Genomic DNA, 22241 nt, shown 5'->3' with positions numbered 1-22241 from the left:
GCGTGGTATTGGTGGTATTTTTGTAAATATGATTCAAACGTTTAACCCCGATTTCGAAGCCGACATCCGCGAAAAGCTGGAACGCCAGGAGTTCATGAAACTGATGGGCTTCGAAGTTACGAAAATAGAAGCAGGAAGAATAGAAGGTGAGCTAAAACTGGAGCAGCGCCACAAACAGCACAAAGGTTTTACGCACGGTGGTGTTATTGCCACACTTGCCGATATAGTTGCCGGATTCGCTGCTGTTAGCCTCGTACCCAAAGATCATCATGTAGTTACCGCCGAAATCAAAGTGTCTTATTTTCATCCCGGAGTGGGTGATAAATTGCTGGCAAAAGGCTACGTGATAAAGCAGGGGCGCAAGCTCAATTTCTGCGAAGCCGAAGTATATGTGGTAAAAGATGAAGCCGAGCCGCTATTGATCGCAAAGGCCACTACCAGCATGGCAACTATAACTCCGGAAGACCTTAAACTTAGAGAGCGTAAAAGTTAGAAAGTTGGGAAGTTAAAAGGTTAGAAAGTTAAACTATAGCTGTAGTGTTCGTTGTTGTAAATTGTCTAACTATGGCGCGAGCGTCATCTCTCGTGCCGAACTATAGTTGGGCCTCTGGCCCAGTTGAGTTGCAAAATCGCGCCAGCGGAAGTGGAGCTGGGTCATTCATAATTAATAATTCGTAATTCATAATTATATAAAATGCGTCCGGTAGAAGTACTGCGTCAGAATTTTCCGTTTGAGCCCACCGAGGATCAGGCGAAGCTGTTTGCCAAACTGGATGAGTTTATACTTTCCAAGTCAGAAGAGCGGCAGGTTTTCCTGCTGAAAGGGTATGCCGGTACAGGTAAAACCACGGTAGTTACATCGCTGGTGAAGATCCTGAACAAGTTCGGTTACAAGTATGTGCTGCTTGCCCCGACCGGGCGGGCTGCCAAAGTAATGAGCACCTATAGTGGCAAACAGGCATTTACCATCCATAAAAAGATCTACCGCCAGACTGCCAATCCATACTCCGAAGGGCTTGCTTTTACACGCATGCCTAACAAGCTGGAGAACACGGTGTTTATAGTTGACGAGGCTTCGATGATCTCAGATGAAAGTGGCTTTGGCGAAAATGGCTTACTGCAGGACCTGATGAACTATGTGTTTGATAAAAAGAACAACAAACTGCTCCTGATTGGTGACACCGCCCAGCTGCCGCCGGTTGGCCAAGCACTTAGCCCCTCGCTGGACGCAGAATACATGAAGCATAATTTCCGGTGCCAGGTACAGCAGATTGAATTGAAACAGGTAATGCGCCAGGCTGAAGCTTCGGGTATATTAATGAATGCTACCCAATTGCGCTCACAACTGGGCCTTGAGCAACCCGACATAAAGTTATTTACCAAAGGCTGGAAAGACATTTTTAAAATGACCGGCGAAAAGCTGGAAGACGGTCTGCGTTACGCTTATGATAAGTTTGGTGTAGAGAATGCCATTGTTATTTGCCGCTCCAATAAAGTGGCCAACATGTATAACCAGCATATCCGTCGCAGCATCTTTTTCTCAGAAGATGAAATAGGCGTAGGAGATTACCTGATGATCGTGCGGAACAACTACTTCTGGCTTCCTAAGGATTCGGAAATTGGCTTTATGGCGAACGGCGACTTTGTGGAAGTTACCAAGATCATAAAGTATGAAGACCTGTATGGTTTCCGGTTTGCAGATGTGCGCGTGCGTTTTGTAGATTACCCGGATGCAGAAGAACTGGAAACGAAGATCATGTTGGATACCCTGCACAGCGATTCTCCGGCATTACCAACAGACCAGAATAAAATGCTGTATGACGCCGTTTTGCAGGATTACATGGATATCCCGAATAAGCGCGAACGCTCTAAAGAGCTGAAGAAGAACCCTTATTTGAATGCCTTGCAGGTAAAGTTTGCTTACGCGCTAACCTGCCATAAAGCGCAGGGTGGACAGTGGCAGGCGGTGTTTGTGGAGCAGGGCTACCTGAAGGATGATATGGTAAATCAGGAATTTGCCCGTTGGCTGTACACGGCGTTAACCCGTTCATCAGAAGAACTATACCTGCTCAATTTTAACGCACAATTATTAGCCACTTAACGAACTAAAAAGCTATATTGCTTCGTTGTAAAAACAAATAATGACCGTACCCCGTACGAAGCCAAATAATCCTTTATATCATCATGAAAAAAATTCTCCTATCGTTCGCAATTGCAGCTATAACTGCAGGTGGCGCTGTGGCTCAACAGCAGCCTAAAAAACAACCTACTGCACCGCAGGCACAGGCCAAAGCGGGTCCTGTTATCACGTTCGAAGAAGCGGAATATAACTTCGGCGACATTACGCAGGGCGATGTGGTAGAGCATACTTTCAAGTTTAAAAACACAGGTACTCAGCCGTTAGTAATCGATCGTATCGATGTAACCTGTGGTTGCACTACGCCAACCTGGACAAAAGAGCCGATCCTGCCAGGTAAATCAGGAACTGTAGTTGCTAAATTTAACAGTGCCGGTAAACTGGGCAACCAGAAAAAAGCGATTACAGTACATTCTAACGTAGGCGAGCCTACCAGCGTGTACATCGTAACAAACATCAAAGAGAAGCAGACTGGCAGCGCCAAAAACTAAGACTCCTTCTTTCTCTAATACAAAAGCCCACCTGAAAAGGTGGGCTTTTGTTGTTTTATAGTTCCCGTATTTAGAAACTATAGTTTCAAATCTGACTGCTTGCCGCTTTCGCTTACAAAGACTTCAGGATGGCATAGAATAACGCTCCCCAGCCAACTATAAGTGCTGTGCCACCAATAGGTGTAATAGCACCAAGCCAGGTTATCCCGGTCAGGCATAGGGTATAGAGCGAGCCGGAAAAAATGAGTATACCAATAAAGAAGCACCAGGCAGCCACCTGTAAAGCCGGACTTTCAACCTTAAATAACAAGAGACCAACAGCTAAAAGTGCCAGTGTGTGGTACATCTGGTATTTCACTGCTGTTTCAAATGTATCGGTGCGGTTAGTGGCTTGTAACATAGGGCCCAACGCATGTGCGCCAAAGGCTCCAATCATTACAGTTAAGGCTCCAAATGCGCTGGCAATAAGGAGTATAGTTTTTTGTGTCATGTCTGTAATCTGAACTATAACTTATTCTTCGTCGCCTTCAAGGGCATCTATTACCTGCTCTTCAAACTCGCTTAAGCTATCGTATTGCTCCAGCTTTATTTCTTTCTCACGGCTTTTTAACTCCTGTACTACGTCCAGGGCAATCACCAGCGGATCAACTTCCTTGCCTTGCATATCAGCAGTCCAGTTTGCTCCTACAAGAAGTTCATCATCGTACATGCCTACACACCAGTTCTCCAGAAATTCAGATACAGGCAACGCTTCTGCTTTATAGTTTGCCCATTCGTCGGCAGCACAGGCTTTGGCTGCTTCCGCATCCGACCAGAAAAGGATAACTTCGGTGTCTTCAAACTCATTCGAGCTGGATGTAGCCCAGATATCACCTTCCGATAAACCCCATACCTGCTCGGTATCAGCTACCTGCTGTATGAATTTGCGATAATTGGCTTCCTGGTTTGCGTTTTGATCTTGCATTATGTTGTGTGTTAGAGTTTCTTATTTATTATAGTTGCGTGAGCCAAAGATACCACTTCCTACGCGTATCATGGTGCTTCCTTCTTCCAGAGCCAGTTGCCAGTCTGAAGTCATGCCCATTGATATGTCTTTAAAGTCAGGGTTAGCGAAGAAGAAGGTTTCTTTTAGCTGTTCAAAGTAGGAGCGAAGCTGCCGGAACTCGTTTCTTAACTTATCCTGATCGTCCGTATTTGTAGCGATGCCCATAACCCCGGTAATACGAATATAGTGCATATTCCGGTAATCATCTGATTGCAGCAACGCCACGGCTTCGTCGTAGGTCATGCCAAACTTGGTTTCTTCGTCGGCAATGGAGAGCTGCAGCATACAGTTAATAGGGGTGGTACGGTTGCGCTGCTCTGCCCGCTTGTTAATCTCAGCCAGCAGTTTCAGGCTATCAACGGACTGTATGGTATCAATAAAATCGGAGATGTACTTTACTTTGTTGGTTTGCAGATGCCCGATCAGGTGCCATTCAATGTCGTGGGGCAATAGCGCGTATTTATCTACGAGCTCCTGCACTTTATTCTCACCAAAAATGCGGTGGCCGGCATCGTAGGCTTCTTTTATAGTTTCAACGGAATGAGTTTTGGTCACAGCTACCAGACGTGCCGGCGTGTTCTTAAGCTGCTCATCAAAATACCGTATGTTATCTGCAATATGGCTCATAGTTTTGTTTTGAATTGTTGGCTTGTTGATGGTTTAATTGTTGATTTCTAAATCCAGAACATCAATCAACTATAGTTTATAGTTACTGTTAAATTCCCTTTCAACCAAGATCCTTTCAGGATGACAGAAAAGGGGGCTAAAACCAGAAAGCTATTACGCATCCACAACTTCTAAACTTTCTAACTCTTAAACTCCTCAACTCTCTAACTCCCAAACTTTAACTCAGTCTTCCAGTACGTTGGTAATAAAGGTGTTTTTCAGCAGCATCCAGGTAAGCAGCAGGAGCAATGCCCATTTTAAGTATATCTGGTAATAATCTTTGGTATCCCGGAAGCGCTTTTCGCTTACTTCCGTTTTCTCCAGGGCATTGATACTCCTGAATACCTGTTGCAAGGCATCTTTACTATCGGCTCTGAAAAAACGGCCGCCTCCAATTTCAGCTACATCGCGCAGGCTGTTTTCGTCGAGGTTGGTTTCTACAAAAAGTGTTTTTCCGTTATCATCCACAGTGTAAGGTACCTGTCCGTCTTTACCTATCCCGATACTATAAAGTTTTATGTTGAATTTATTGGCCAGTTGTGCCGCCATTTGCGGGTCCAGGCTGCCGGCCGTGTTTTCTCCATCACTGATCAATATTACTACTTTACTCTTTGCCTGTGAGTCGCGCATGCGGTTTGTAGCTACAGCCAGGGCACTTCCGATAGCAGTTCCGTCGTTCTCGATCATCTTAAAGCCAATGGAGTTTATGCTTTCGCTCAGTAGCTGGTAATCAGTGGTGAGCGGTGAAAGTGAGTAGGCATCACCGGCAAATACTACCAACCCGATCCTGTCCTGTACGCGGCCGTTTATAAACTCGAGTGCTACTTCTTTGGCGGCATCCAGCCGATTGGGCTTAATATCCTGTAGTTCCATAGAACCCGATACATCTAGGGCAAGAATAATATCAATGCCTTCTGCGGTTTGCTCTACTTGTTCGTTTATGCGCTGCGGTCTGGCAAGCGCCACCAGCACCAGCATGATGAAAAGGATAAACAGGATATCAGGGATAAAGCGCAGCAAGCTGGTCCACTGCCACTGTAGTTTGCCATCGAACATGGCCACGTTCAGCTTATTGCGCGAGTTTAATGTGAACAGCCATTTGAGCAGGAACAACAGCGGTACCAGCGGCAGTGCATAAAGCACCAGCGGAAAAACCCAGTCGTAAGAGCGGAGCGTGTCCCAGCTAAACCAGTTCAGGCTCAGCCAATCCAGCATGTTGTCTGTTATTTCTAGCATTTTTTATGATCTCACGGTTGGCCTTGTATCGGCTTTTGGCAAACCGGCGCAGCATCAGTAAAGCTTCCTTGGTTTCTGCGTCGGCTTCTGTGATCAGGTTGCCATAAATAGCTTTGTCGCAATGGCGCAGAGCCGTGTTTACTTCTTCGTTGTCGTTATAAAATTCTACAATCTCTTTTGTTGTAAAAGAGTTGATGGCGCTGCGTTCAAGTTTGGTTAGATAATTTTTCCAGAGCGATACAGCCTTCTCCATGCTTTGCGAAACACCCGTTTTTACAAAACGGTCGATGTGTGCATTGTAGCGCGAAGTAAAGTATAAATGGTACTTGCGCAGGCGGTATAGTTTGTACTTGGTTTTTATAGTTTGCCCGAAGATCAGCCAGATAAGGCTTGAAATAAGGGTAACAAAAGAGATCCAAAGCAACAGAATGGGCCAGTTAAAGCGCTCCTCAACAGGAACCAACTCCGTTTCAGTTCTGAACTGCAGCGGTTCAATAACTTTATCAACCATTTGGTGCAACACCACCCGGCTGCTGTCACTGTTTGCCCGAATGGTATCTTTACCCTGCAACACAAACACCGGCAACGTCAGTGCCTGTAGTGGCCTGGTATCAAACGTCCTCAGTGTATACACTGCACTGTCGGTGCTGATGCCATTTTTAGTAGCAGTCGGGTGAAAATCTTTGCGAACCAGCTCAAAAGGGGAGAAGTTATAGTTGGTGCCTGGCAAAATAACCTCTAAGTTTTCAGGATGCCTGTGCACCAGGGTGAATTTCAGTGGCGCACCAATCCGAATGGTGTCGTTACTGAAAGTGCCGACGGGGCGCAGTACCTGCTGACCAGATACCAGCATAGGTAACACAACTGAAACTATAACTAACAGTAACTTACGCACTTTTTTTAGTGGTTTTATTGCGGAGCCTGAAAAGGTTTACCAGCTGCGGTACGTAATCTTCGTTGGCTTGTATGGCCAGGTAATTTGCCTGGTATTTGTTACAAATGCGAATCACGTTTTCCTGGTTCTCTTTGTACTGCGCAAAATATTTTTTATGAAATTCCTCGCCCGATGTGTTCAGCCAAACCGTCTTGCCGGTCTCTTTATCCAGCACAGGCACAATACCCATACCCGGCATCTTACGTTCCCGCACATCCACCAAATGTATAACTATAAGGTCGTGGTGGCGGGCCAGCATCTGTAGTTCCTTCTCATAGTTCACATCTATAAAGTCTGAGATAAGCAGGATAATGCTGCGACGCTTGATAATATCCAGAGTAAGTTTTATGCCAGCGGCCAGGTTAGTTTTCGCAGATTTTGGTTGCAGCTCGTGCAGCGCTTTTATAATGGTATAGGCCTGCTGAATGCCTTTGGCCGGTTTTATATATTTCTCTTTATGATCTGAAATGCAGATAATGCCGATCTGGCTCTGCTGCCGGGCCGCCGAGATAGCCAGTACGCCGCAAATTTCTTTCCCAACATCGAGCTTCTGTTGTTTGCCTGTGCCTATCGTTTGCGAAGCACTCACATCCAGCATCAAAAATACCGACTGTTCTTTTTCCTCACGGTATGTTTTTACAAAGGTACCATGGCCTTTTGCACTTACATTCCAGTCAATAGAACGTATATCGTCGCCGTACTGGTACGCGCGCACATCGTCAAATTCCAGCCCTGAGCCTTTAAACACAGAGTGGAAATCGCCTTGCATCTGGGTAGTGATTGCCTTTCTAATCCGGATCTCGTACTTTCGTAGCTTTTGAACAAGCTCTTTCATACTCTTGTTGTCCTGGTGTGAGATTTTAAAATTAGGACATATTCCCGTAATTTACACCCGTGAAACGACTTTTCTATATACTTTTTTGCCTTGCACTACTGGGTTGCCAGCAGCAGGAAGACACCGCAAAGCCCGCTGGCATGGTACCGGAAGGTAAAATGGTACAGATACTGGCCGATGTGCATATCATGGAAGCCCTGATAGAGGCAAACATAAACTACCCGGATACGGCCACAATGGTGTATAACAGAGAGCACAAAAAGATACTGGATAAGTATGGGGTAGAACAACCGGCTTTCCAGAAAACCTACAATTATTATGCCTCTAACCTGCAGGAAATGGACAGGTTATATGAGGTAATACTTGATACCCTTACAGCCCGGGAAGCGAAATATGTCGCTAAGAAGTCTAAAGGAGCCGGCGGTAAAGACTCGTTGCAACTGGACCAGGAAGAAGTAATAGATGAAACACCCGGAAAGTTAAAGAACACTATCCGAAGATCAGCTGAAATGAAAAATGGCGAGCAACTATATTAAATAAGCTTGCTTCCGTTTGGTACCCTAGAGGCTGGCTGCGCCAATACAATATCGCCGTTCTCATCCTGAAAACCGGTTACAAGCACCTCCGATAAGTATTTACCAATCTGTTTTTTGCCCAGGTTTACAACACAGAGTACCTGCTGCCCGATCAGTTGTTCGGGTAAATAGTGTTTGGTGATCTGTGCGCTCGATTTTTTTATTCCTAAGGGGCCCAGGTCAACGGTAAGTTTATAGGCCGGCTTACGCGCTTCCGGAAATTCATGCACTTCCACTATAGTTCCTACCCGTATATCGGTTTGTTCAAACTGCTGCCAGGTTATAGTTTCTTTTGCTTCTTCGGGTGCGTACATGCTCAGGTTCAGGTTGGTTATAGTTTCTGATTTTTCAAATATACTATAAAGCAGAAAGCTGAACTATAGTTACGCGCTTTGGTAGTTAAGAAAAGCGCAGCTGATGTACCCTGGCAGCCCCAGAAGCAACATAAGCACCGGCACTTCGTACTCCTATGCAACTTTACTAATGTAAGAATCAGGCAGTTCGGCTGCTCAACAATCACGCGCTCACACTATATAACTATGAAGAAAGAATCCGGAGCAAGCAAATCTGTTTGGATTGACGGCATCACCATGCCAGCCACACATCCGCTGCAAGAAAATATAACCTGTGATGTTTGTATAGTTGGTGCCGGTATTGCCGGTTTAACAACGGCATACCTGCTCGCTAAAGAGGGTAAAAATGTTGTAGTGCTCGAAGCAAAAGACACGATCTGTGGCGGTGAAACCAGCCGCACCACCGCTCACCTGGCCAGTGCTCTCGACGATGGTTTCCCGGAACTGATCCGCTTGTTTGGAGTGGATGGCACACGCCTGGCCGTGCAGAGCCACAAGGCCGCCATCGATAAAATAGAAGCCATTATTAAAGACGAGAAAATAGACTGCGATTTTAAACGGCTGGACGGCTACATGTTTGCCAACGACCAGAAAGATGAAGAGCAACTACTAAAGGAACTGGAAGCGCTTCAGCAGATTGGCTGGAGAGATGTAGTATTACGTAAAACCTGCCCTGTCGACACGCTTACTGCTCTGCCATGCCTGCATTTCCCGAACCAGGGCCGTTTTCACGTACTGAAATACTTATCTAGCCTGAGTAATGTGCTGCTGGATAAAGATGTACGAATATATACCTCCAGTAAAGCTTTAGAATTCAGGACAGGTGCCATTGCTACCGTCGTTACCGAAAATGGCAATTCCGTATCTGCTAACCAACTGGTTGTAACTACCAACACGCCGGTAAACGATATGGTCACGATGCATACTAAGCAGGCACCCTACCGCACGTATGTTGTCGGGGCACGAATTCCTAGAGGGGCTGTGCCTGATGCGCTCTACTGGGATATGAAAGACCCTTACCATTATGTGCGAATTCAGGAGGCAGATAAGGATGCCGGCGAAGGTGCGGATGACTTGCTTATAGTTGGCGGCGAAGACCATAAAACAGGGCAGGACGATCATCCGGCGCTTCGCTTGCAGAACCTGGAGCACTGGATGCGTATGAAGTTTCCGATGGCAGGTGAAGTTGTTTATCGTTGGTCAGGGCAGGTGATGGAACCGGTAGATAGCCTTGCTTTTATTGGTAGAAACCCCGGAGATGTAGAGAATGTGTACATTGCCACCGGCGATTCAGGCCACGGTATGACCCACGGAACTATAGCCGGAATACTGCTAACGGACCTGATCATGGGCCGCAGAAATGACTGGGAGAAGCTATATGATCCGGCACGGGTAAGTCTTAAAACTTCGGGTGAGTTCCTGAAGGAAAACATGAATGTAGCTGCGCAATACAAGGATTACCTGACGGGTGGTGAAGTAAGTGATCCGTCGGAAGTAATGCCGGGCACTGGTAAGATCATGCGAAAAGGTACTACGAAAGTTGCGGTTTACTGCGATCAGGATGGCGTACGGCACGAATGTTCAGCTATTTGTACGCACCTGGGTTGCGTGGTAAGCTGGAACAATGTAGAAAGTTCCTGGGATTGCCCATGCCATGGTTCCCGTTTCGACCCGTTCGGAAAAGTAATTACCGGCCCAGCCACCAGGGACCTGGAAGCGCCGAAATAGTTTAGGAGTTAGAGAGTTTGTGATTTAATGAGTTTGGGAATTTAAGGGTTTCTTTAAACCTAAACTTTTGAATCTTAATGATAAAAAAAGAGCAACTATAGATAAACGTTCTATAGTTGCTCTTTCTGTTTTTAACAATCATTAACTTTCTAACTTCTCAATTCTTAAACTCCCAAACTCATTAACTCTTAAACTTCTCCAGTTGCTTCAGGCGCTTATTGATGCTGGCTTCCCAGGTGGCTGTTACTGTGGCATCCAGGCCATGGCGTGATACTTCGTCAAATTTATCCTGCTCAGTTTTCCAGTCGGCGAAGGCTTTATTTACCGTTTCAGTGAGTCTGGCGTTGGCTGAAGGGCAGGAGGTGCCAAGGCTTTGCAGCTTTTTGCGTAGCATACGGGCATGTACTTCGGTCAAATCGAAGTGCAGTTGCTCGTGGTGCAGTAGCTTTTCTGACTTTTTGTTTTTAGACCACGACTCGGTAGCTATAAACATACACTTTACGGTATAATTAAATTTGCTGGAGGAACAGTTTGCATCTACGGCAAGGTTGGCAGCAGTAACAGCGTGGTGCGGGTTCAAAGTGTCGGGGGCAGCCCTGAAATCGTCCCAGGACAAACGACGGTCTGCAGACCAGGAAATCATTCCTGAAACTGTGTTCTTATCTACCGGAACAGGCGTAGCTACGGCAGGAGCTGGCGCCAGGTAACCTGTTACCAGCGACAGGAAAAAGGTAAGAAAATTCATCTTGGCTAAAAGATTTATATTTACCGCTTAACAACATGTTTGGCTAAAATAGTGCCCTTAATTGCACTTTATGTTGTAACTAACTGATTGCTAAGTTTTTTGAAGCGTACAAATAGCAATAAAGCAGCAACAGACAAACCTGCAAGCAATCCTAGCCAAACTCCGTTTACTCCAAATCCTAATTTAAAGCCAAGCACATAACCAACCGGCAATCCGATTACCCAATACGCGATCAGTGAAATCACACCCGGTACCCTTACATCCTCCAAACCGCGCAGAGCACCCAGCCCAACCACCTGCACGCCATCCGAAATCTGGAACAGCGCCGCAATCATTAGCAGGGTAGAAGCAATTTGTATTACTTCCGGGTCATCGATGTAAAGCATTGGTATCAGCTTGTTTCCGGCTATCATCAGCAGGCCACTTGCAATCATAAACATTACTCCCATGGCAAAGCTGCTATTACCTGCCATTTGCATGCTTCTGTAGTTGCCCAGGCCTTTCAGGTTGCCTACCCGTATAGTTGCTGCTGCTGCAATGCCACTGGCCATCATGTACGTTACCGAAGCCACGCTTATTGCAATCTGGTGTGCTGCCAGTTGTTTTGTACCAAGCCACCCGATCATAATGGCAGAGAAACTGAATGCACCCATCTCAAAAACCATCTGTGCAGAAATTGGGATACCTAACTTAAAGATGCGGAACATGTGGATGAACGACAGGTGGCGTAACTTCAGGAAGTGACGGAAGATCTCAAAACGTTTGGCATATAATACCCATCCCGCCATCGCAATCGCCATAACAACCCTTGAAATTAAAGTAGCCCACGCCGCACCGATCATACCCATCTCCGGGAAGCCCAGTTTACCCCAGATCAGAACATAGTTAAGTGCTATGTTTAGTAAATTAGCAACTATAGTAATGTACATCGACTGCTTAGTGAATGATAAGCCTTCGGCAAACTGCTTGAATGCCTGGAAAAGCATGAGCGGCACCATCGACAAAAACAGCACATTTATAAACGGAACGGCCAGTGCAACCACTTCCTCAGGTTGGTTCAGGTGTGTGATGTAGGGAGATAAAAAGTAGCCGGCTATAAACAGCAGTACCCCTAGTATTAGGTTGGATATTAGGCCGTTTAGCAGCAGAAGTGAGATGCGGGTATAGTTTTTACGGCCTTCGGCAGCGGCAATAAGCGGCGTAATACTAAACGAAACACCCATCCCGAACACCATCACGATCATAAAGATACTGCCAGCCAGCGAAGCCGCCGCTAACTGTACTGTACCAATCTGGCCAACCATCAGACTATCGAAGACGCTGACCATAATGTGGCCCAACTGGCTGAGCACCACCGGGTAAGCAAGCGAGAAGTTTTTAGAGAAATGTTCTTTATAGGTACTGATATGCATAGCTAAACTGGAAAGGCCTGCAAAATTAGCGCTTTTTACGGTAAGCTTTACATTATGCGATCTTATAGTTTGCCTATAGTTGCCGTGGCTGGTTTAAGCTGCAAAAGTGCTTCTTTCAGTCTGCTCATGGCCTGGTCTAAAATAGGCCTTTCCACTGCAAACGACATACGTACATGCCCTGAGCCGCCAAATTTATCACCGTTCACCACGATAAGCTTATGCTCGTTTTGGAGATACTTACAAAGGTCTTCTGTGGAGTTTATAGTTGCACCGCTTGTGGTTACAGTGCCGATGTAATGGCCCAGGTATGGGAAGAAGTAATAGGCGCCATCCGGCACAAAGAACGAAACATGTGGTATTGCCTCCAGGCCCTGCTGCATTACCCGGAGATGTTCCTGCAGCACGTGCAGCATGGGCTCCAGCGATTCGGTTTTGTGGGTTATTGTTGCCAGCGCAGCTTCCTGTATAAACATGCTCACCCCAGAAAAGGTACTGGACTGGAAATCAGTGCTTTGTTCGATGATCTCCTTTGGAGCTACCATGTACCCGATGCGCCAGCCCGACATGGCAAAGTTTTTAGAGAAGCCGTTAACAACAATTATTCTTTCTTGTGGCCCTTTGCAGCCAAGGGCAGAAGTAACAGGCTCGCCGTAAGTATCAAGGTCATAAATCTCATCGCTGATCAGGTATAAATCCGGAAAATCATGTAGCAGCGCAACTATAGTTTCTAGTTCCTGCTTGCTATAGATACGGCCGGTTGGGTTGGCAGGGTTGGTTAACAGCAGAATACGGCTTTTAGCTGTGAGCTTGCTTCGCACCGCCCCCATATCTAAACTATAGTTAGCTTCTAACGCGGTTGGTACAGTTACCAGGTTGCCTTTGCTGTATTTCAGGAGTTCGTTAAATCCAAACCAGGCCGGAATCGGTATCACTACTTCGTCTCCATCGCGCAGCAACACCGAAAACAAGTTGAAAAGCGCCTGCTTCGTGCCCGGCGTTACCAGTACCTGTCCCGGCCGTATAGTTATCCCGTACTGCTGATAGCGCTCAACTATAGCCTGCCTAAGTTCCGCAGTACCTTCGGCGGGGCCATAATAGGTTTGCCCTGCGTTTAAAGCTTTAATGGCAGCGGTTACAGCAACGTCAGGGCTTCGGAAATAGCTTGCGCCGGAAGACAGGTTCAGTTCGGTCATATCAGGTTACGATGTATAAAACGTCGGCAAAATAATGGTTTTTATCCTGAAAGATCTGTTGAATTTTAAAATCGTTTTCGTGGCCTATAGTTTCCGCAAGCTCCAGGGTAAATTTGTAGGAACTTTCGGTATGGATGGCTTCCCAGGCTTTGAAGTGGAAGGTTTGCCCGGTAGCTTTTATAGTTACCTGCTGGTCCTGTTGGCTGATGAGGAAGCTTTTCATAACACCGTGCTGCGGATCGTATATCGGGAAATGTTTGAACTGATCAACTATGAAGTCACCACCCAGTTCGCGGTTAATCCGGTGCAGCAGGTTCAGGTTAAAGGCAGCTGTAACTCCGGCAGCATCGTTATAGGCCCGAAGGATGGTTTCCGGTTCTTTGCACAGGTCCATGCCCTTCAGCAGCATATCGCCGGGTTGCATATGTTTGCGTACTTTCTGCATAAACTCCTGGCGCTCGTCCGGGTTAAAGTTGCCTATGTTTGATCCCAGGAATAAAAGGACTTTCCGACCGGGTTTGTGTTCATCCAGCCAGTCCAGTGCATTAAAATAATCCCCTACTACCGCCTGTGTCTGCAAGCTTGGGAGTTCAGTTGGTAATTCCTGGTATAGTTCTGTGATGGCATCCCCCGAAATATCAACCGGCACATAATCAAAATCGGCGTTTTGCTGCAGCAGTTGTTTCAGCAGGATCCTGGTTTTAGTGGCATCGCCAGCGCCAAGGTCTATCAGGTGGAAATATCCCTGAGCTGCCAGCTTTTGAGCTATAGTTTGCTGCTGTGTTGTAAAAACTTCGTGTTCGCTCCGGGTCAGGTAATATTCAGGAAGGTGCATGATCTTCTGAAAAAGCCGGCTGCCTTCGCCATCATAAAAATACCGGGATGATAGTTTTTTAGCTTCCTGGCCTAGTCCGTTTTTTACGTCTTCTGCAAATTGTGCTTTGGCGCCGGTACCGGACTCAGGTGTGCTCAGATCGGTGATCTGCAAAGTGGTGAGGTTGTTTCTCATGTAGTTTTATTTGTTTGCCAGCCTGATGCCGTTGAATTGCCAGCGTTTGTCGGGGTGAAAAAAGTTGCGGTATGTAGTACGAATGTGGTCTGAAGGTGTGGCACAGGAACCGCCGCGCAGCACCATCTGGTTTATCATAAATTTGCCATTATACTCCCCTAAAGCACCCGGGGCCGTGGAGAAGCCCGGATACGGGTGGTAGGCACTATAGGTCCATTCCCAGGCATCGCCGTATAGTTGCACCAGCCCGTGTTGCCCTATTTTAGCGGCAGCAGGTTCAAGTAAATTGGAGTCCGAAAAGTTGCCCTGCTGCGGAGGATAAGCCTGTGAAGCAGCTTCCCATTCAAACTCTGTTAACAGCCGTTTCCCGGCCCAGTTAGCGTAAGCATTGGCTTCGTAAAAGCTGATGTGTGTTACCGGTTTGTTCGGGTCAAGTTCCTCCAGGCCATGCAAACTATAGCGGTGCCATTTGTCTTCCTGTTTTATCCAGTAAAGTGGTGATTCCCAGTTTAATGTTTTAACTAAGCTAAAGCCTTCGTCTAACCAGAATCTGAAATCGGTATAGCTACCGCTTTCCATGAATTCCAGGTACTCACCGTTGGTAACAAGTCTGTTCATTACCTGAAAATCGTGGATCAGAACCTCGTGCACACCCAGTTCATTGTCGAAACAAAAGCCATCCCCCTGGTAGCCTATTTTATAAATCCCGCCGGGTACATCAAGAAAAGTTGCCGGCACATGGTCAGCCTTTTCAGAAGTTTTAGCAGGCGTGTAAATCGGCAATAAAGGGTTTGTGCTGAGGATGTATTTTATATCGGTTAGGAGTAGCTCCTGGTGTTGCTGTTCGTGCTGCAAACCCAGCTCCAGTACCGGCATCATTTCGTTCAGATTTCGATCATCGGGGTTCTCCAGGAGTTTTGCCAGGTGTTCGTTTACATAGCTGCGGTAACTATAAATATCGCGCAGGGGCGGGCGCGTTAAAGTGCTCCGCTCGGCGCGCTGCACCCGGTTACCAACCGAGTTATAGTATGAGTTAAAGAGATAACTATAGCTGGCATGAAAAACCTTAAAGTTTGGAAGGTACGGTTTTAAAACAAATTCCTCGAAAAACCAGGTCGTATGCGCCATGTGCCACTTCGGAGGACTAACATCGATCATTGGCTGCACAACGGTATCTTCGGGTTCCAGCGGTTTACAGATATGCTCTGTCTGGGATCGTATCTTCTGAAGCCGTGTTACTGTATCTGTTAAGCTGGTAGCGAAGGTTTTCATAGGTGAATTATTTGTTTGATTGGCAGAAGGTAATCTGTAAGAAAACCGGCGCAATCTCTTATTGTTATGCAGCTGCTTACGTTTATTCCGAAACCTTTGATTTAATTTACATTCAATTCAGCTCTAAACGGATGGCATTACAAACCGCCTTTATTCCTTATACGCTTGATTTTAAGTTTGATGCCCGCACATCAAGAGGCTTAATTTCGCAGCATCAGGTGTATTTTATAAAACTATGGCACGCTCCTGACCCAACTATAGTTGGCCTGGGCGAATGCGCACCGCTTGCTGGCTTAAGTATTGATTATCGGCCTGATCTGTTGCAGAAACTGGAAAATGTATGCCAGACTATAAATGCAGGGAAGGCTGAAACTATAAACCCGGATAAACTGGAGTTACAGGAATGGCCCGCCATCGGTTTCGCGCTGGAAACCGCCTTGCTCGACCTGCAAAACGGAGGAAATCGACAGATCTATAAAAATGCATTCAGCAACGGGGAAACTGGCATACCGATAAACGGATTGGTCTGGATGGGCGATAAGGATTTTATGCAACAGCAGATTTCCCAGAAACTTGCCCAAGGCTATAGTTGCCTTAAACTCAAAATTGGCGGACTCGATTTTACTACCGAACTGGAAATACTGCAAAGCATACGCGAAACCGCCTCTGAAAAGGAATTAACCATACGTGTAGATGCCAATGGTGCTTTTGCGCCCGACGAAGCTTTTAAGAAACTGGAACGACTGGCTAAATACAACATTCATAGTATAGAGCAGCCTATAAAACAGGGTCAGTGGAAAGCCATGGAGGAATTATGCGCTTATACACCCGTACCTATTGCGCTTGATGAAGAACTGATCGGGGTGCAGGCACCGGATAAACAAGCAGAGCTGCTGGAAACTATAAACCCGCAATATATCATTTTAAAACCGACGCTGGTTGGTGGCCTGAAGGCAAGCGCCGATTGGATAGAACTCGCTGAAAAACGATCTATAGGATGGTGGATGACCTCGGCACTGGAATCAAATATCGGGTTGAATGCCATAAGCCAGTTTACGGCGAACTATAGCCTTACGATGCCACAAGGCCTGGGAACCGGTCAATTATACCACAACAACATCGCCTCGCCATTACAGATTGAACAGGGCAAGCTCTGGTACCGCGAAAAGCAGGAGTGGGGTCAGCTATAGCAGCACCCGGAACTATAAGTATTTTTCGAGAAGCAGCTGCTTAACTTTTTCCATGCCGGTGCTGGCTTTGTCTTCTATCAGGTGCAGGTTGGGGCGTTTTCTTACTAATGGCAGTTTGGGATCTACTACTATAACCGGCACATCCTCCGGCACAAGGTCTACCAAACCCGCAGCCGGGTACACCACCAGCGAGGTACCTACTACCAGGAAAATATCGGCCTGCAGGGTTTCTTCCACTGCATTTTCCATCATGGGTACAGGCTCGCCAAACCAGACTATGTTCGGCCGTAACTGAGATCCGCGTTCGCATTTATCGCCTTTCTTCAGTTCCCAGCCTTCTATTTTATACACCAGCTTTTCGTCTAAGGTGCTCCGGCTTTCAAACAGTTTGCCATGCAGGTGAAGCACATTGGTAGAGCCTGCCCGTTCATGCAGGTCATCCACGTTCTGGGTTATAATGTGTACATCAAACTGTTTCTCAAGATCGGCGAGTATGGTGTGGCCCTGGTTGGGTTTAACAGTATGGGCATTTTTACGGCGTTGGTTATAAAACTCCAGTACCAGCTCCGGGTTTTTGCGCCAGCCCTTGGGCGTGGCAACTTCCATTACATCATATCCTTCCCATAGCCCGTCGGCATCTCTGAACGTTGCAATTCCGCTTTCGGCACTAATACCTGCCCCTGTAAGTACAACCAGTTTTTTCTTCATGGGATAAAATCTTATGCCTGTTATTACTGGCAAATTTAAATCTAAATGCCTGCAGTAAACTATACGATGAACATTTTATAGTTGGTTTTCAGGTTTGAAAGCTTTTATGTATTATTTCTTTATAAGGCTATATGTAAGGATTGTAAGCGCTTGTGATATAGATATTTTTGAATATAGTTAGTTGCTAATGTTTGTAATTATTTTAATATGAATACTTGCATTTTTAAATACCTCCTTTTAAATTGCAGTACATCTTCGGAAAAAAATTAAATTATTTAAAGTGATTTTAAGGCCTGAAAGAAGTTTCGCTATGTTGGAATTATACTTGCAAAAGATGGGTTTAGACTGGCATGCTTCTTGGTTCAATCAGTATAAACTTAACTTTTAGCCAATGTTAGACCTTCTGAATTTTGTTGCCCTCTCTGGTGTTTTTAACGTTCTGTTCTTCTGGTATGCCTCTACCAAAATGAAATCCAAAGCAGATCCGGTTAAAACCCTGGTAGTGTCTTTTGTATTTTCTATACCTCTGAGCTTTTTGCTGATAGGTGTTTACACGACCATGCTGATCTATGCAGCAAAGACAGGTGCTAACGAAGATGCCATGTGGGAATACATGGAGCAGGAAGAGTTACAATAACAAAAGCTTATAATTAGCCTGTACTTATCTAGTTCTACAAGTTAGTTTTATGAAAGACCTCAAAGCGACAGCCTCTAAAAGCTGTCGCTTTTTTTGTGCTTTAGTTTTTCTATGGCTTGAGTTGGATTTTAATAGTTGTTTTCAGCGGCAGGGACAGGGATTGTCTGAATCAGGATTTACAGGATTAAAGGATTGGCAGGATTAAGCTACTGCTATAGTTGTAGGTATAGTTTTATACTAAGCGTGTTCCAACCACCCCTTTATCCCCTCCTTGTCTAAGGCGGGGAGTTTTTACTGCTACAGCTATAGTTTAGGTTATCATTCCATAGTTGCAGTTTTAACACCCCTGTAGTCCCCTCAAGGGGACAATTGCTGCCGCTGCCAATTTCTAAGCTATAGTTTATATTTACTGTCCACATACAGGACAGGTTTACCTGTCTCTTTGAAACTATGACCACGATAAAGAGATGCAAATAGAGCTAGTCAAATAAACTATAGCTTCAGCAATCGAACTAATCTCAGTCTTTGGGTTGAGCGCCTTTGCTTTGTTGCGGTGCCGTGAGGCAACCCGAGGAACGAGGGTAGCAAGAAAGCAGCAGCGCGATGCCCGAAGACGAGGCCTCCCGGCCGTGAGGGCACCAAAGTTAAATTGAAACGATAGATTTGTAGAGCTCCCAGGATTGGAAGCAGCTATAAAAGGAAAGCTTAGTTCCAGCTGCAACTATAGCTATCTAAAAGCTGAGATAGATTTCTCACTTTGTTCGAAATGACAAAGAGGGAACTATAGCCCAGACGCTAGCAGGAGCTTCGCACGCTGCTAGGTCTTAATCCTGTAAAACAATAAAATTTCAACTTATCTCTAGTTTAGAATTCAAGTTAAAGGCGATACCAGCTAAATCAAGATAATATCTTTAAAGAATCACTTTGAATAAGCGAAGAACCATTATACCTGCCATCAACAGGACCATTCTCCAGTTTTAAAACACCCCTTGGACAAACATGCGCGCAGATACCACAACCCACACAAGACGACCGGATGATCGGTTTTCCCTGTTGTGCGTACCAGCGCACATCAATACCCATTTCGCAGTAGGTGGAGCAGTTGCCGCAGGAAATACATTGCCCGCCGTTGGTTGTAATTCTGAAACGGGAAAGATGCTTCTGCAGAAGTCCCAGGTACGCTGCCATCGGGCACCCAAAGCGACACCATACACGGTTGCCCAGAATAGGGTAAAAGCCAACACCCACTACACCCGAAAAAATAGAACCGATAAAGAAACCATAGCTCCTGGAAAAACCACCGGATAAATCACCAAGCAAACTACCGCCAGACCAGGAATTGATCCAGAGCAGTAGGGTGGTGATGATCACAAACCCGAGGATAGGATAGATGATGGCTACTTCCCACTGCCAGGCTTTTTTGCTTTTGTCGGAGAGGTGACGGTAGGGGTCGCCGGCAGTTTCGGCAAGACCGCCGCAGCCACACACCCACGAACAGTACCAGCGCTTGCCATAAAAATAGGTAAGCACAGGCGTTGCCAGGAAAGATAATACAGCTCCCCAGAAAACCATAAATACCCCCAGGGCCTGTCCATTGTCTATCAGATAGCCGACAGTACCCGGGAAAAGGTAATCGTATTTAAGTGGCCAGAAATAACTGAAGTAAAACTCGGGCTGGTTAAATGCCAGCAGCAGGCCGGGCAGCAAAAAGGCGAACCCTAACTGAAAGAAAATGACAGAACAGGTTCGGATAAGATGATAGGGATTATTCCGGTACTTGAGGAGCGCATGTACACCCATCACTATAACTGCCAGTGTATAGAAAAAACCATACAGAAACCACTGGTCCGAAGGCTTGTTCCGCAGCCACTGGCTTAGCGGCTCCAGCGCAGCTATAAGTCCATGAAGCGTATCCGGGAACCAGTAAAGCAGGATATAAAAACCGGTTAAAACGATGCCTAAAACCCAGGCTGAAATACCCCGTGTAGTGGCGTCTTTTTGCCAGATTCCGTTATTTTGATGCGACACATGCTTTGGCAACCGGGAGCTAATTATAACCAGTAAACTGCCAATGGTCAGCAAACTTATTCCGCTTAATCCCCAGGTAACAGCATTGATATTACCTCCTCCTGTTAAGGTAATAAGCAAGCATAGTAAGCTGATGGCCAGTAGTGTAAAGCCGATGTGTTTAAAGTAACTATACAAAGTGTTGTCAGAAGTTATGTACATGCCTTAACTGTTATCGGGTGTTTCTGCAAAGAGGGAGAAGCGCTGGCGTAGTTTCCACCAACTTTGTTGCTTGGCGGGTGCTTGCCTGTCCGGGTGCTGCTGGTAATATTGCCTAAGAAGTTCTGGCTCGTACCGCTGAAAAAACTCTGAATCGAAGTTAACGGCGGTGAGCTGCTCCATTACCTGGTGTATCGTATAGTTCTCTTGTATCCAGTAATGGCACAGGTCGTGCCGGAAACGGATGCCCAGCAGATTCACACCTTTCAGTCTGCCGCTTTCGCGCTCATAAAAGAAACGCATGGCTTTACTTTGACCCGGATGCTCCCAGTAAAGCGAACTATACTTTTGCTCATCCCAGGCGCTGGGAACAAAGCCGTAGGTCTGGTACTCAATGTTCAGGAACTTGGCGGAGTTAAACCAGGGGCCACGGGCATAAGGTTTTCGATCGCCGTTAAGTACTGCTGCCAGTGCTTCGCCGTGTTGCCGGCCTGTATACCAGAGTTGTTCCAGTGCCGGTTCTCCGCGGGCAGGATCCTTAAACTGGGCACAGTCCCCGATGGCATACACCTCCTTTATACTGGTCTCAAAGAAATGGTTTATAAGAATGCCTTTATCAAGTTCAATACCAGATGTTTTTAGAAATTCTATAGATGGCTTTACACCGGTGGCGATGCCCACAAACTGGCAGGGAATAACTTCTCCGTTTTTTGTTTTAACGGCATTAACCTTACTGGTTTCATCACCCAATATCTCAGCTAATTCATCCTGAAGTTTCAATTCTATGCCACAAGCCCGGATGTGTTGTGTAACCAGGCTGGCTTCCTCCTCGGGCAGGTTGCTTTGCCAGTACTGTTTTTCACGGACCAGCATGGTTACCTGTATGCCTTTGCTTTGCAGCATTTCTGCCATTTCAATTCCTATCAGTCCGCCGCCAACTATAACTGCCTGCTTTATGTCTTTTGTCTGCTGCTGCATTAGCTCCAGGTCCTGTAACGTTATTAACCCCTGTACGCCTTTTAGCTGCATACCCGGCCAGTTATAATACACCCCCGAGGATCCTGTAGCCAGCACGAGTTTATCGTATGTTAATGGTTCTGATTGCTGTAGCTTAAGCGTTCTTGTTTCGAAATCTATAGTTTCTACAAAAGCATGTACCTGCTCGATCTTCTGCTCTTTATAGTACCAGTCAGGATATGGAACAATGTCCTGGTAACGCATGTGGCCCATGTATACATACATCAGCGCAGGGCGGGAAAAGTGAGTAGGGGATTCAGCAGAAATAACTGTAATACGGCAATCGGAGCGGGTACGCAGTTTCTGCGCCAGCGTAATGCCGGCTATCCCATTCCCAATCACTACTACATGTTTGTCGTGCTGCATGTGTCTTACTTCCGGCTCAGGTTAAAAATAGGCTGTACTTATAGTTATAACGTTTCCGGAGCAGATCAAATATAAACTAAATTGATTTAAGCATGCGGAGGATCGAGAGAAGAAACTCAAACAGGCAGGGGTAAGCTATTGTTTTCCTTAAGATAACAGAACAAAAAAGGCCGGAACAATGTCCCGGCCCTCTGTTTATAGTTCAGGCTTAATGACTGCCGGCGCTGCTGCCAATATCGGTGCCACCGTCCTGCACATCAGAACCGCCACGGCTACCGCTTTTCTGCGATGGCGCACCGCCAACTTTGCCTTTCATTATGCTGTCGTTGTTCACATTTTCCTTCTGACCTGTCGGGTTGATATTCGGCACTTTATTGCCCTTGTTTACCGTCTTGTTCAGGTCTTCGTTTTTCAGTTTGTCTTTATTTTTATCGTTCATAGTATTTGTTGTTTTCAGTTATAGTTA

Annotated in this window: 24 protein-coding genes; 8 read left to right on the top strand and 16 right to left on the bottom strand. The window is 46.1% G+C overall.

Annotated features, from left to right (window positions below):
* Positions 1 to 28 precede the first annotated feature (28 nt).
* The 3 genes from KYK27_RS07655 to KYK27_RS07645 all read left to right on the top strand — a co-directional run bounded on the left by KYK27_RS07655 (position 29) and on the right by KYK27_RS07645 (position 2628).
* The gene (locus KYK27_RS07655; RefSeq protein WP_199109450.1) at positions 29 to 493 is read left to right on the top strand and encodes a PaaI family thioesterase; all 465 of its coding nucleotides are present in this window, start codon (positions 29 to 31) and stop codon (positions 491 to 493) included.
* Positions 494 to 694: 201 nt separating this feature from the next.
* Positions 695 to 2101 (top strand): ATP-dependent RecD-like DNA helicase, encoded by a 1407-nt coding sequence (locus KYK27_RS07650; protein WP_199109449.1) that lies wholly within the window; start codon positions 695 to 697, stop codon positions 2099 to 2101.
* 83 nt (positions 2102 to 2184) lie between these two features.
* On the top strand, positions 2185 to 2628 hold the full coding sequence (locus tag KYK27_RS07645; RefSeq protein ID WP_162426153.1) for a DUF1573 domain-containing protein: 444 nt from the start codon (positions 2185 to 2187) through the stop codon (positions 2626 to 2628).
* A gap of 112 nt (positions 2629 to 2740) precedes the next feature.
* Here the strand turns inward: KYK27_RS07645 and KYK27_RS07640 are convergent, their stop codons facing one another.
* From KYK27_RS07640 to KYK27_RS07615, 6 genes are all read right to left on the bottom strand, one after another.
* Positions 2741 to 3118, bottom strand: coding sequence for a DUF423 domain-containing protein (locus KYK27_RS07640; protein ID WP_199109448.1), 378 nt, complete (start codon positions 3116 to 3118; stop codon positions 2741 to 2743).
* 21 nt (positions 3119 to 3139) lie between these two features.
* A complete protein-coding gene (locus tag KYK27_RS07635) occupies positions 3140 to 3592 on the bottom strand; it encodes a DUF2750 domain-containing protein (protein ID WP_199109447.1) in 453 nt (150 codons plus the stop codon).
* A 21-nt stretch (positions 3593 to 3613) separates the two neighbouring features.
* Positions 3614 to 4300: a YggS family pyridoxal phosphate-dependent enzyme gene (locus KYK27_RS07630; RefSeq protein WP_199109446.1), complete on the bottom strand. Its 687-nt coding sequence runs from the start codon at positions 4298 to 4300 to the stop codon at positions 3614 to 3616.
* Positions 4301 to 4522: 222 nt separating this feature from the next.
* Complete coding sequence (locus KYK27_RS07625) at positions 4523 to 5575, bottom strand: vWA domain-containing protein (RefSeq protein WP_199109445.1); 1053 nt, start codon at positions 5573 to 5575, stop codon at positions 4523 to 4525.
* Positions 5523 to 6470, bottom strand: a complete 948-nt coding sequence (locus KYK27_RS07620; protein ID WP_199109444.1) for a hypothetical protein — start codon at positions 6468 to 6470, stop codon at positions 5523 to 5525. Before KYK27_RS07620 ends, KYK27_RS07625 begins: the two co-directional genes overlap by 53 nt.
* On the bottom strand, positions 6463 to 7344 hold the full coding sequence (locus KYK27_RS07615) for a DUF58 domain-containing protein (RefSeq protein WP_199109443.1): 882 nt from the start codon (positions 7342 to 7344) through the stop codon (positions 6463 to 6465). The genes KYK27_RS07620 and KYK27_RS07615 overlap by 8 nt, the downstream gene beginning before the upstream one ends.
* Positions 7345 to 7403: 59 nt before the next feature.
* Here KYK27_RS07615 and KYK27_RS07610 point away from each other — a divergent pair, with 59 nt between their 5' ends.
* A complete protein-coding gene (locus KYK27_RS07610) occupies positions 7404 to 7880 on the top strand; it encodes a DUF4296 domain-containing protein (protein ID WP_317195900.1) in 477 nt (158 codons plus the stop codon).
* On the opposite strand, the gene KYK27_RS07605 is transcribed toward KYK27_RS07610, so the two are convergent.
* Positions 7877 to 8233, bottom strand: coding sequence for a tRNA-binding protein (locus KYK27_RS07605; protein ID WP_199109442.1), 357 nt, complete (start codon positions 8231 to 8233; stop codon positions 7877 to 7879). The two genes, KYK27_RS07610 and KYK27_RS07605, sit on opposite strands and share 4 nt — an antisense overlap.
* Before the next feature lie 225 nt (positions 8234 to 8458).
* Between KYK27_RS07605 and KYK27_RS07600 the strand changes: the two genes are divergently transcribed.
* Entirely contained in the window at positions 8459 to 10000 is a 1542-nt protein-coding gene (locus tag KYK27_RS07600; protein ID WP_199109441.1) for an FAD-dependent oxidoreductase, read from the top strand.
* Between the two features lie 181 nt (positions 10001 to 10181).
* Here the strand turns inward: KYK27_RS07600 and KYK27_RS07595 are convergent, their stop codons facing one another.
* From KYK27_RS07595 to egtB, 5 genes are all read right to left on the bottom strand, one after another.
* The gene (locus KYK27_RS07595; RefSeq protein ID WP_199109440.1) at positions 10182 to 10745 is read right to left on the bottom strand and encodes a DUF922 domain-containing protein; all 564 of its coding nucleotides are present in this window, start codon (positions 10743 to 10745) and stop codon (positions 10182 to 10184) included.
* 68 nt (positions 10746 to 10813) lie between these two features.
* Entirely contained in the window at positions 10814 to 12157 is a 1344-nt protein-coding gene (locus tag KYK27_RS07590; RefSeq protein WP_199109439.1) for an MATE family efflux transporter, read from the bottom strand.
* A 62-nt stretch (positions 12158 to 12219) separates the two neighbouring features.
* Positions 12220 to 13350 (bottom strand): pyridoxal phosphate-dependent aminotransferase, encoded by a 1131-nt coding sequence (locus tag KYK27_RS07585; protein WP_199109438.1) that lies wholly within the window; start codon positions 13348 to 13350, stop codon positions 12220 to 12222.
* Between the two features lies 1 nt (position 13351).
* On the bottom strand, positions 13352 to 14359 hold the full coding sequence (egtD, locus tag KYK27_RS07580; RefSeq protein WP_199109437.1) for an L-histidine N(alpha)-methyltransferase: 1008 nt from the start codon (positions 14357 to 14359) through the stop codon (positions 13352 to 13354).
* 6 nt (positions 14360 to 14365) lie between these two features.
* Positions 14366 to 15631: an ergothioneine biosynthesis protein EgtB gene (gene egtB / locus KYK27_RS07575; RefSeq protein WP_199109436.1), complete on the bottom strand. Its 1266-nt coding sequence runs from the start codon at positions 15629 to 15631 to the stop codon at positions 14366 to 14368.
* A gap of 131 nt (positions 15632 to 15762) precedes the next feature.
* On the opposite strand from egtB, the gene KYK27_RS07570 reads away from it, so the two are divergent.
* Positions 15763 to 16821, top strand: a complete 1059-nt coding sequence (locus KYK27_RS07570; protein ID WP_199109435.1) for an o-succinylbenzoate synthase — start codon at positions 15763 to 15765, stop codon at positions 16819 to 16821.
* A gap of 12 nt (positions 16822 to 16833) precedes the next feature.
* Here KYK27_RS07570 and KYK27_RS07565 read toward each other — a convergent pair whose 3' ends face one another.
* A complete protein-coding gene (locus KYK27_RS07565) occupies positions 16834 to 17529 on the bottom strand; it encodes an SIR2 family NAD-dependent protein deacylase (protein WP_199109434.1) in 696 nt (231 codons plus the stop codon).
* A gap of 391 nt (positions 17530 to 17920) precedes the next feature.
* On the opposite strand from KYK27_RS07565, the gene KYK27_RS07560 reads away from it, so the two are divergent.
* Positions 17921 to 18166 carry a hypothetical protein gene (locus KYK27_RS07560; protein ID WP_162426169.1) on the top strand — a complete coding sequence of 82 codons (246 nt, stop codon included), beginning with the start codon at positions 17921 to 17923 and terminating at the stop codon, positions 18164 to 18166.
* A gap of 49 nt (positions 18167 to 18215) precedes the next feature.
* The gene (locus KYK27_RS07555; RefSeq protein WP_199109433.1) at positions 18216 to 18371 is read left to right on the top strand and encodes a hypothetical protein; all 156 of its coding nucleotides are present in this window, start codon (positions 18216 to 18218) and stop codon (positions 18369 to 18371) included.
* Positions 18372 to 19063: 692 nt separating this feature from the next.
* Here the strand turns inward: KYK27_RS07555 and KYK27_RS07550 are convergent.
* The 3 genes from KYK27_RS07550 to KYK27_RS07540 form a co-directional block, all read right to left on the bottom strand.
* On the bottom strand, positions 19064 to 20395 hold the full coding sequence (locus KYK27_RS07550) for a 4Fe-4S binding protein (protein ID WP_199109432.1): 1332 nt from the start codon (positions 20393 to 20395) through the stop codon (positions 19064 to 19066).
* Between the two features lie 3 nt (positions 20396 to 20398).
* Positions 20399 to 21775 (bottom strand): NAD(P)/FAD-dependent oxidoreductase, encoded by a 1377-nt coding sequence (locus tag KYK27_RS07545; protein WP_199109431.1) that lies wholly within the window; start codon positions 21773 to 21775, stop codon positions 20399 to 20401.
* A gap of 208 nt (positions 21776 to 21983) precedes the next feature.
* Positions 21984 to 22214 (bottom strand): hypothetical protein, encoded by a 231-nt coding sequence (locus KYK27_RS07540; RefSeq protein WP_199109430.1) that lies wholly within the window; start codon positions 22212 to 22214, stop codon positions 21984 to 21986.
* Between the last annotated feature and the right edge of the window lie 27 nt (positions 22215 to 22241).

This window comes from Pontibacter populi (assembly GCF_019336435.1).
Classification (GTDB): domain Bacteria; phylum Bacteroidota; class Bacteroidia; order Cytophagales; family Hymenobacteraceae; genus Pontibacter; species Pontibacter humidus.
The sequence above is the reverse complement of the archived record's forward strand: the minus strand, read 5'-3'. Positions and strand labels throughout refer to the sequence as shown.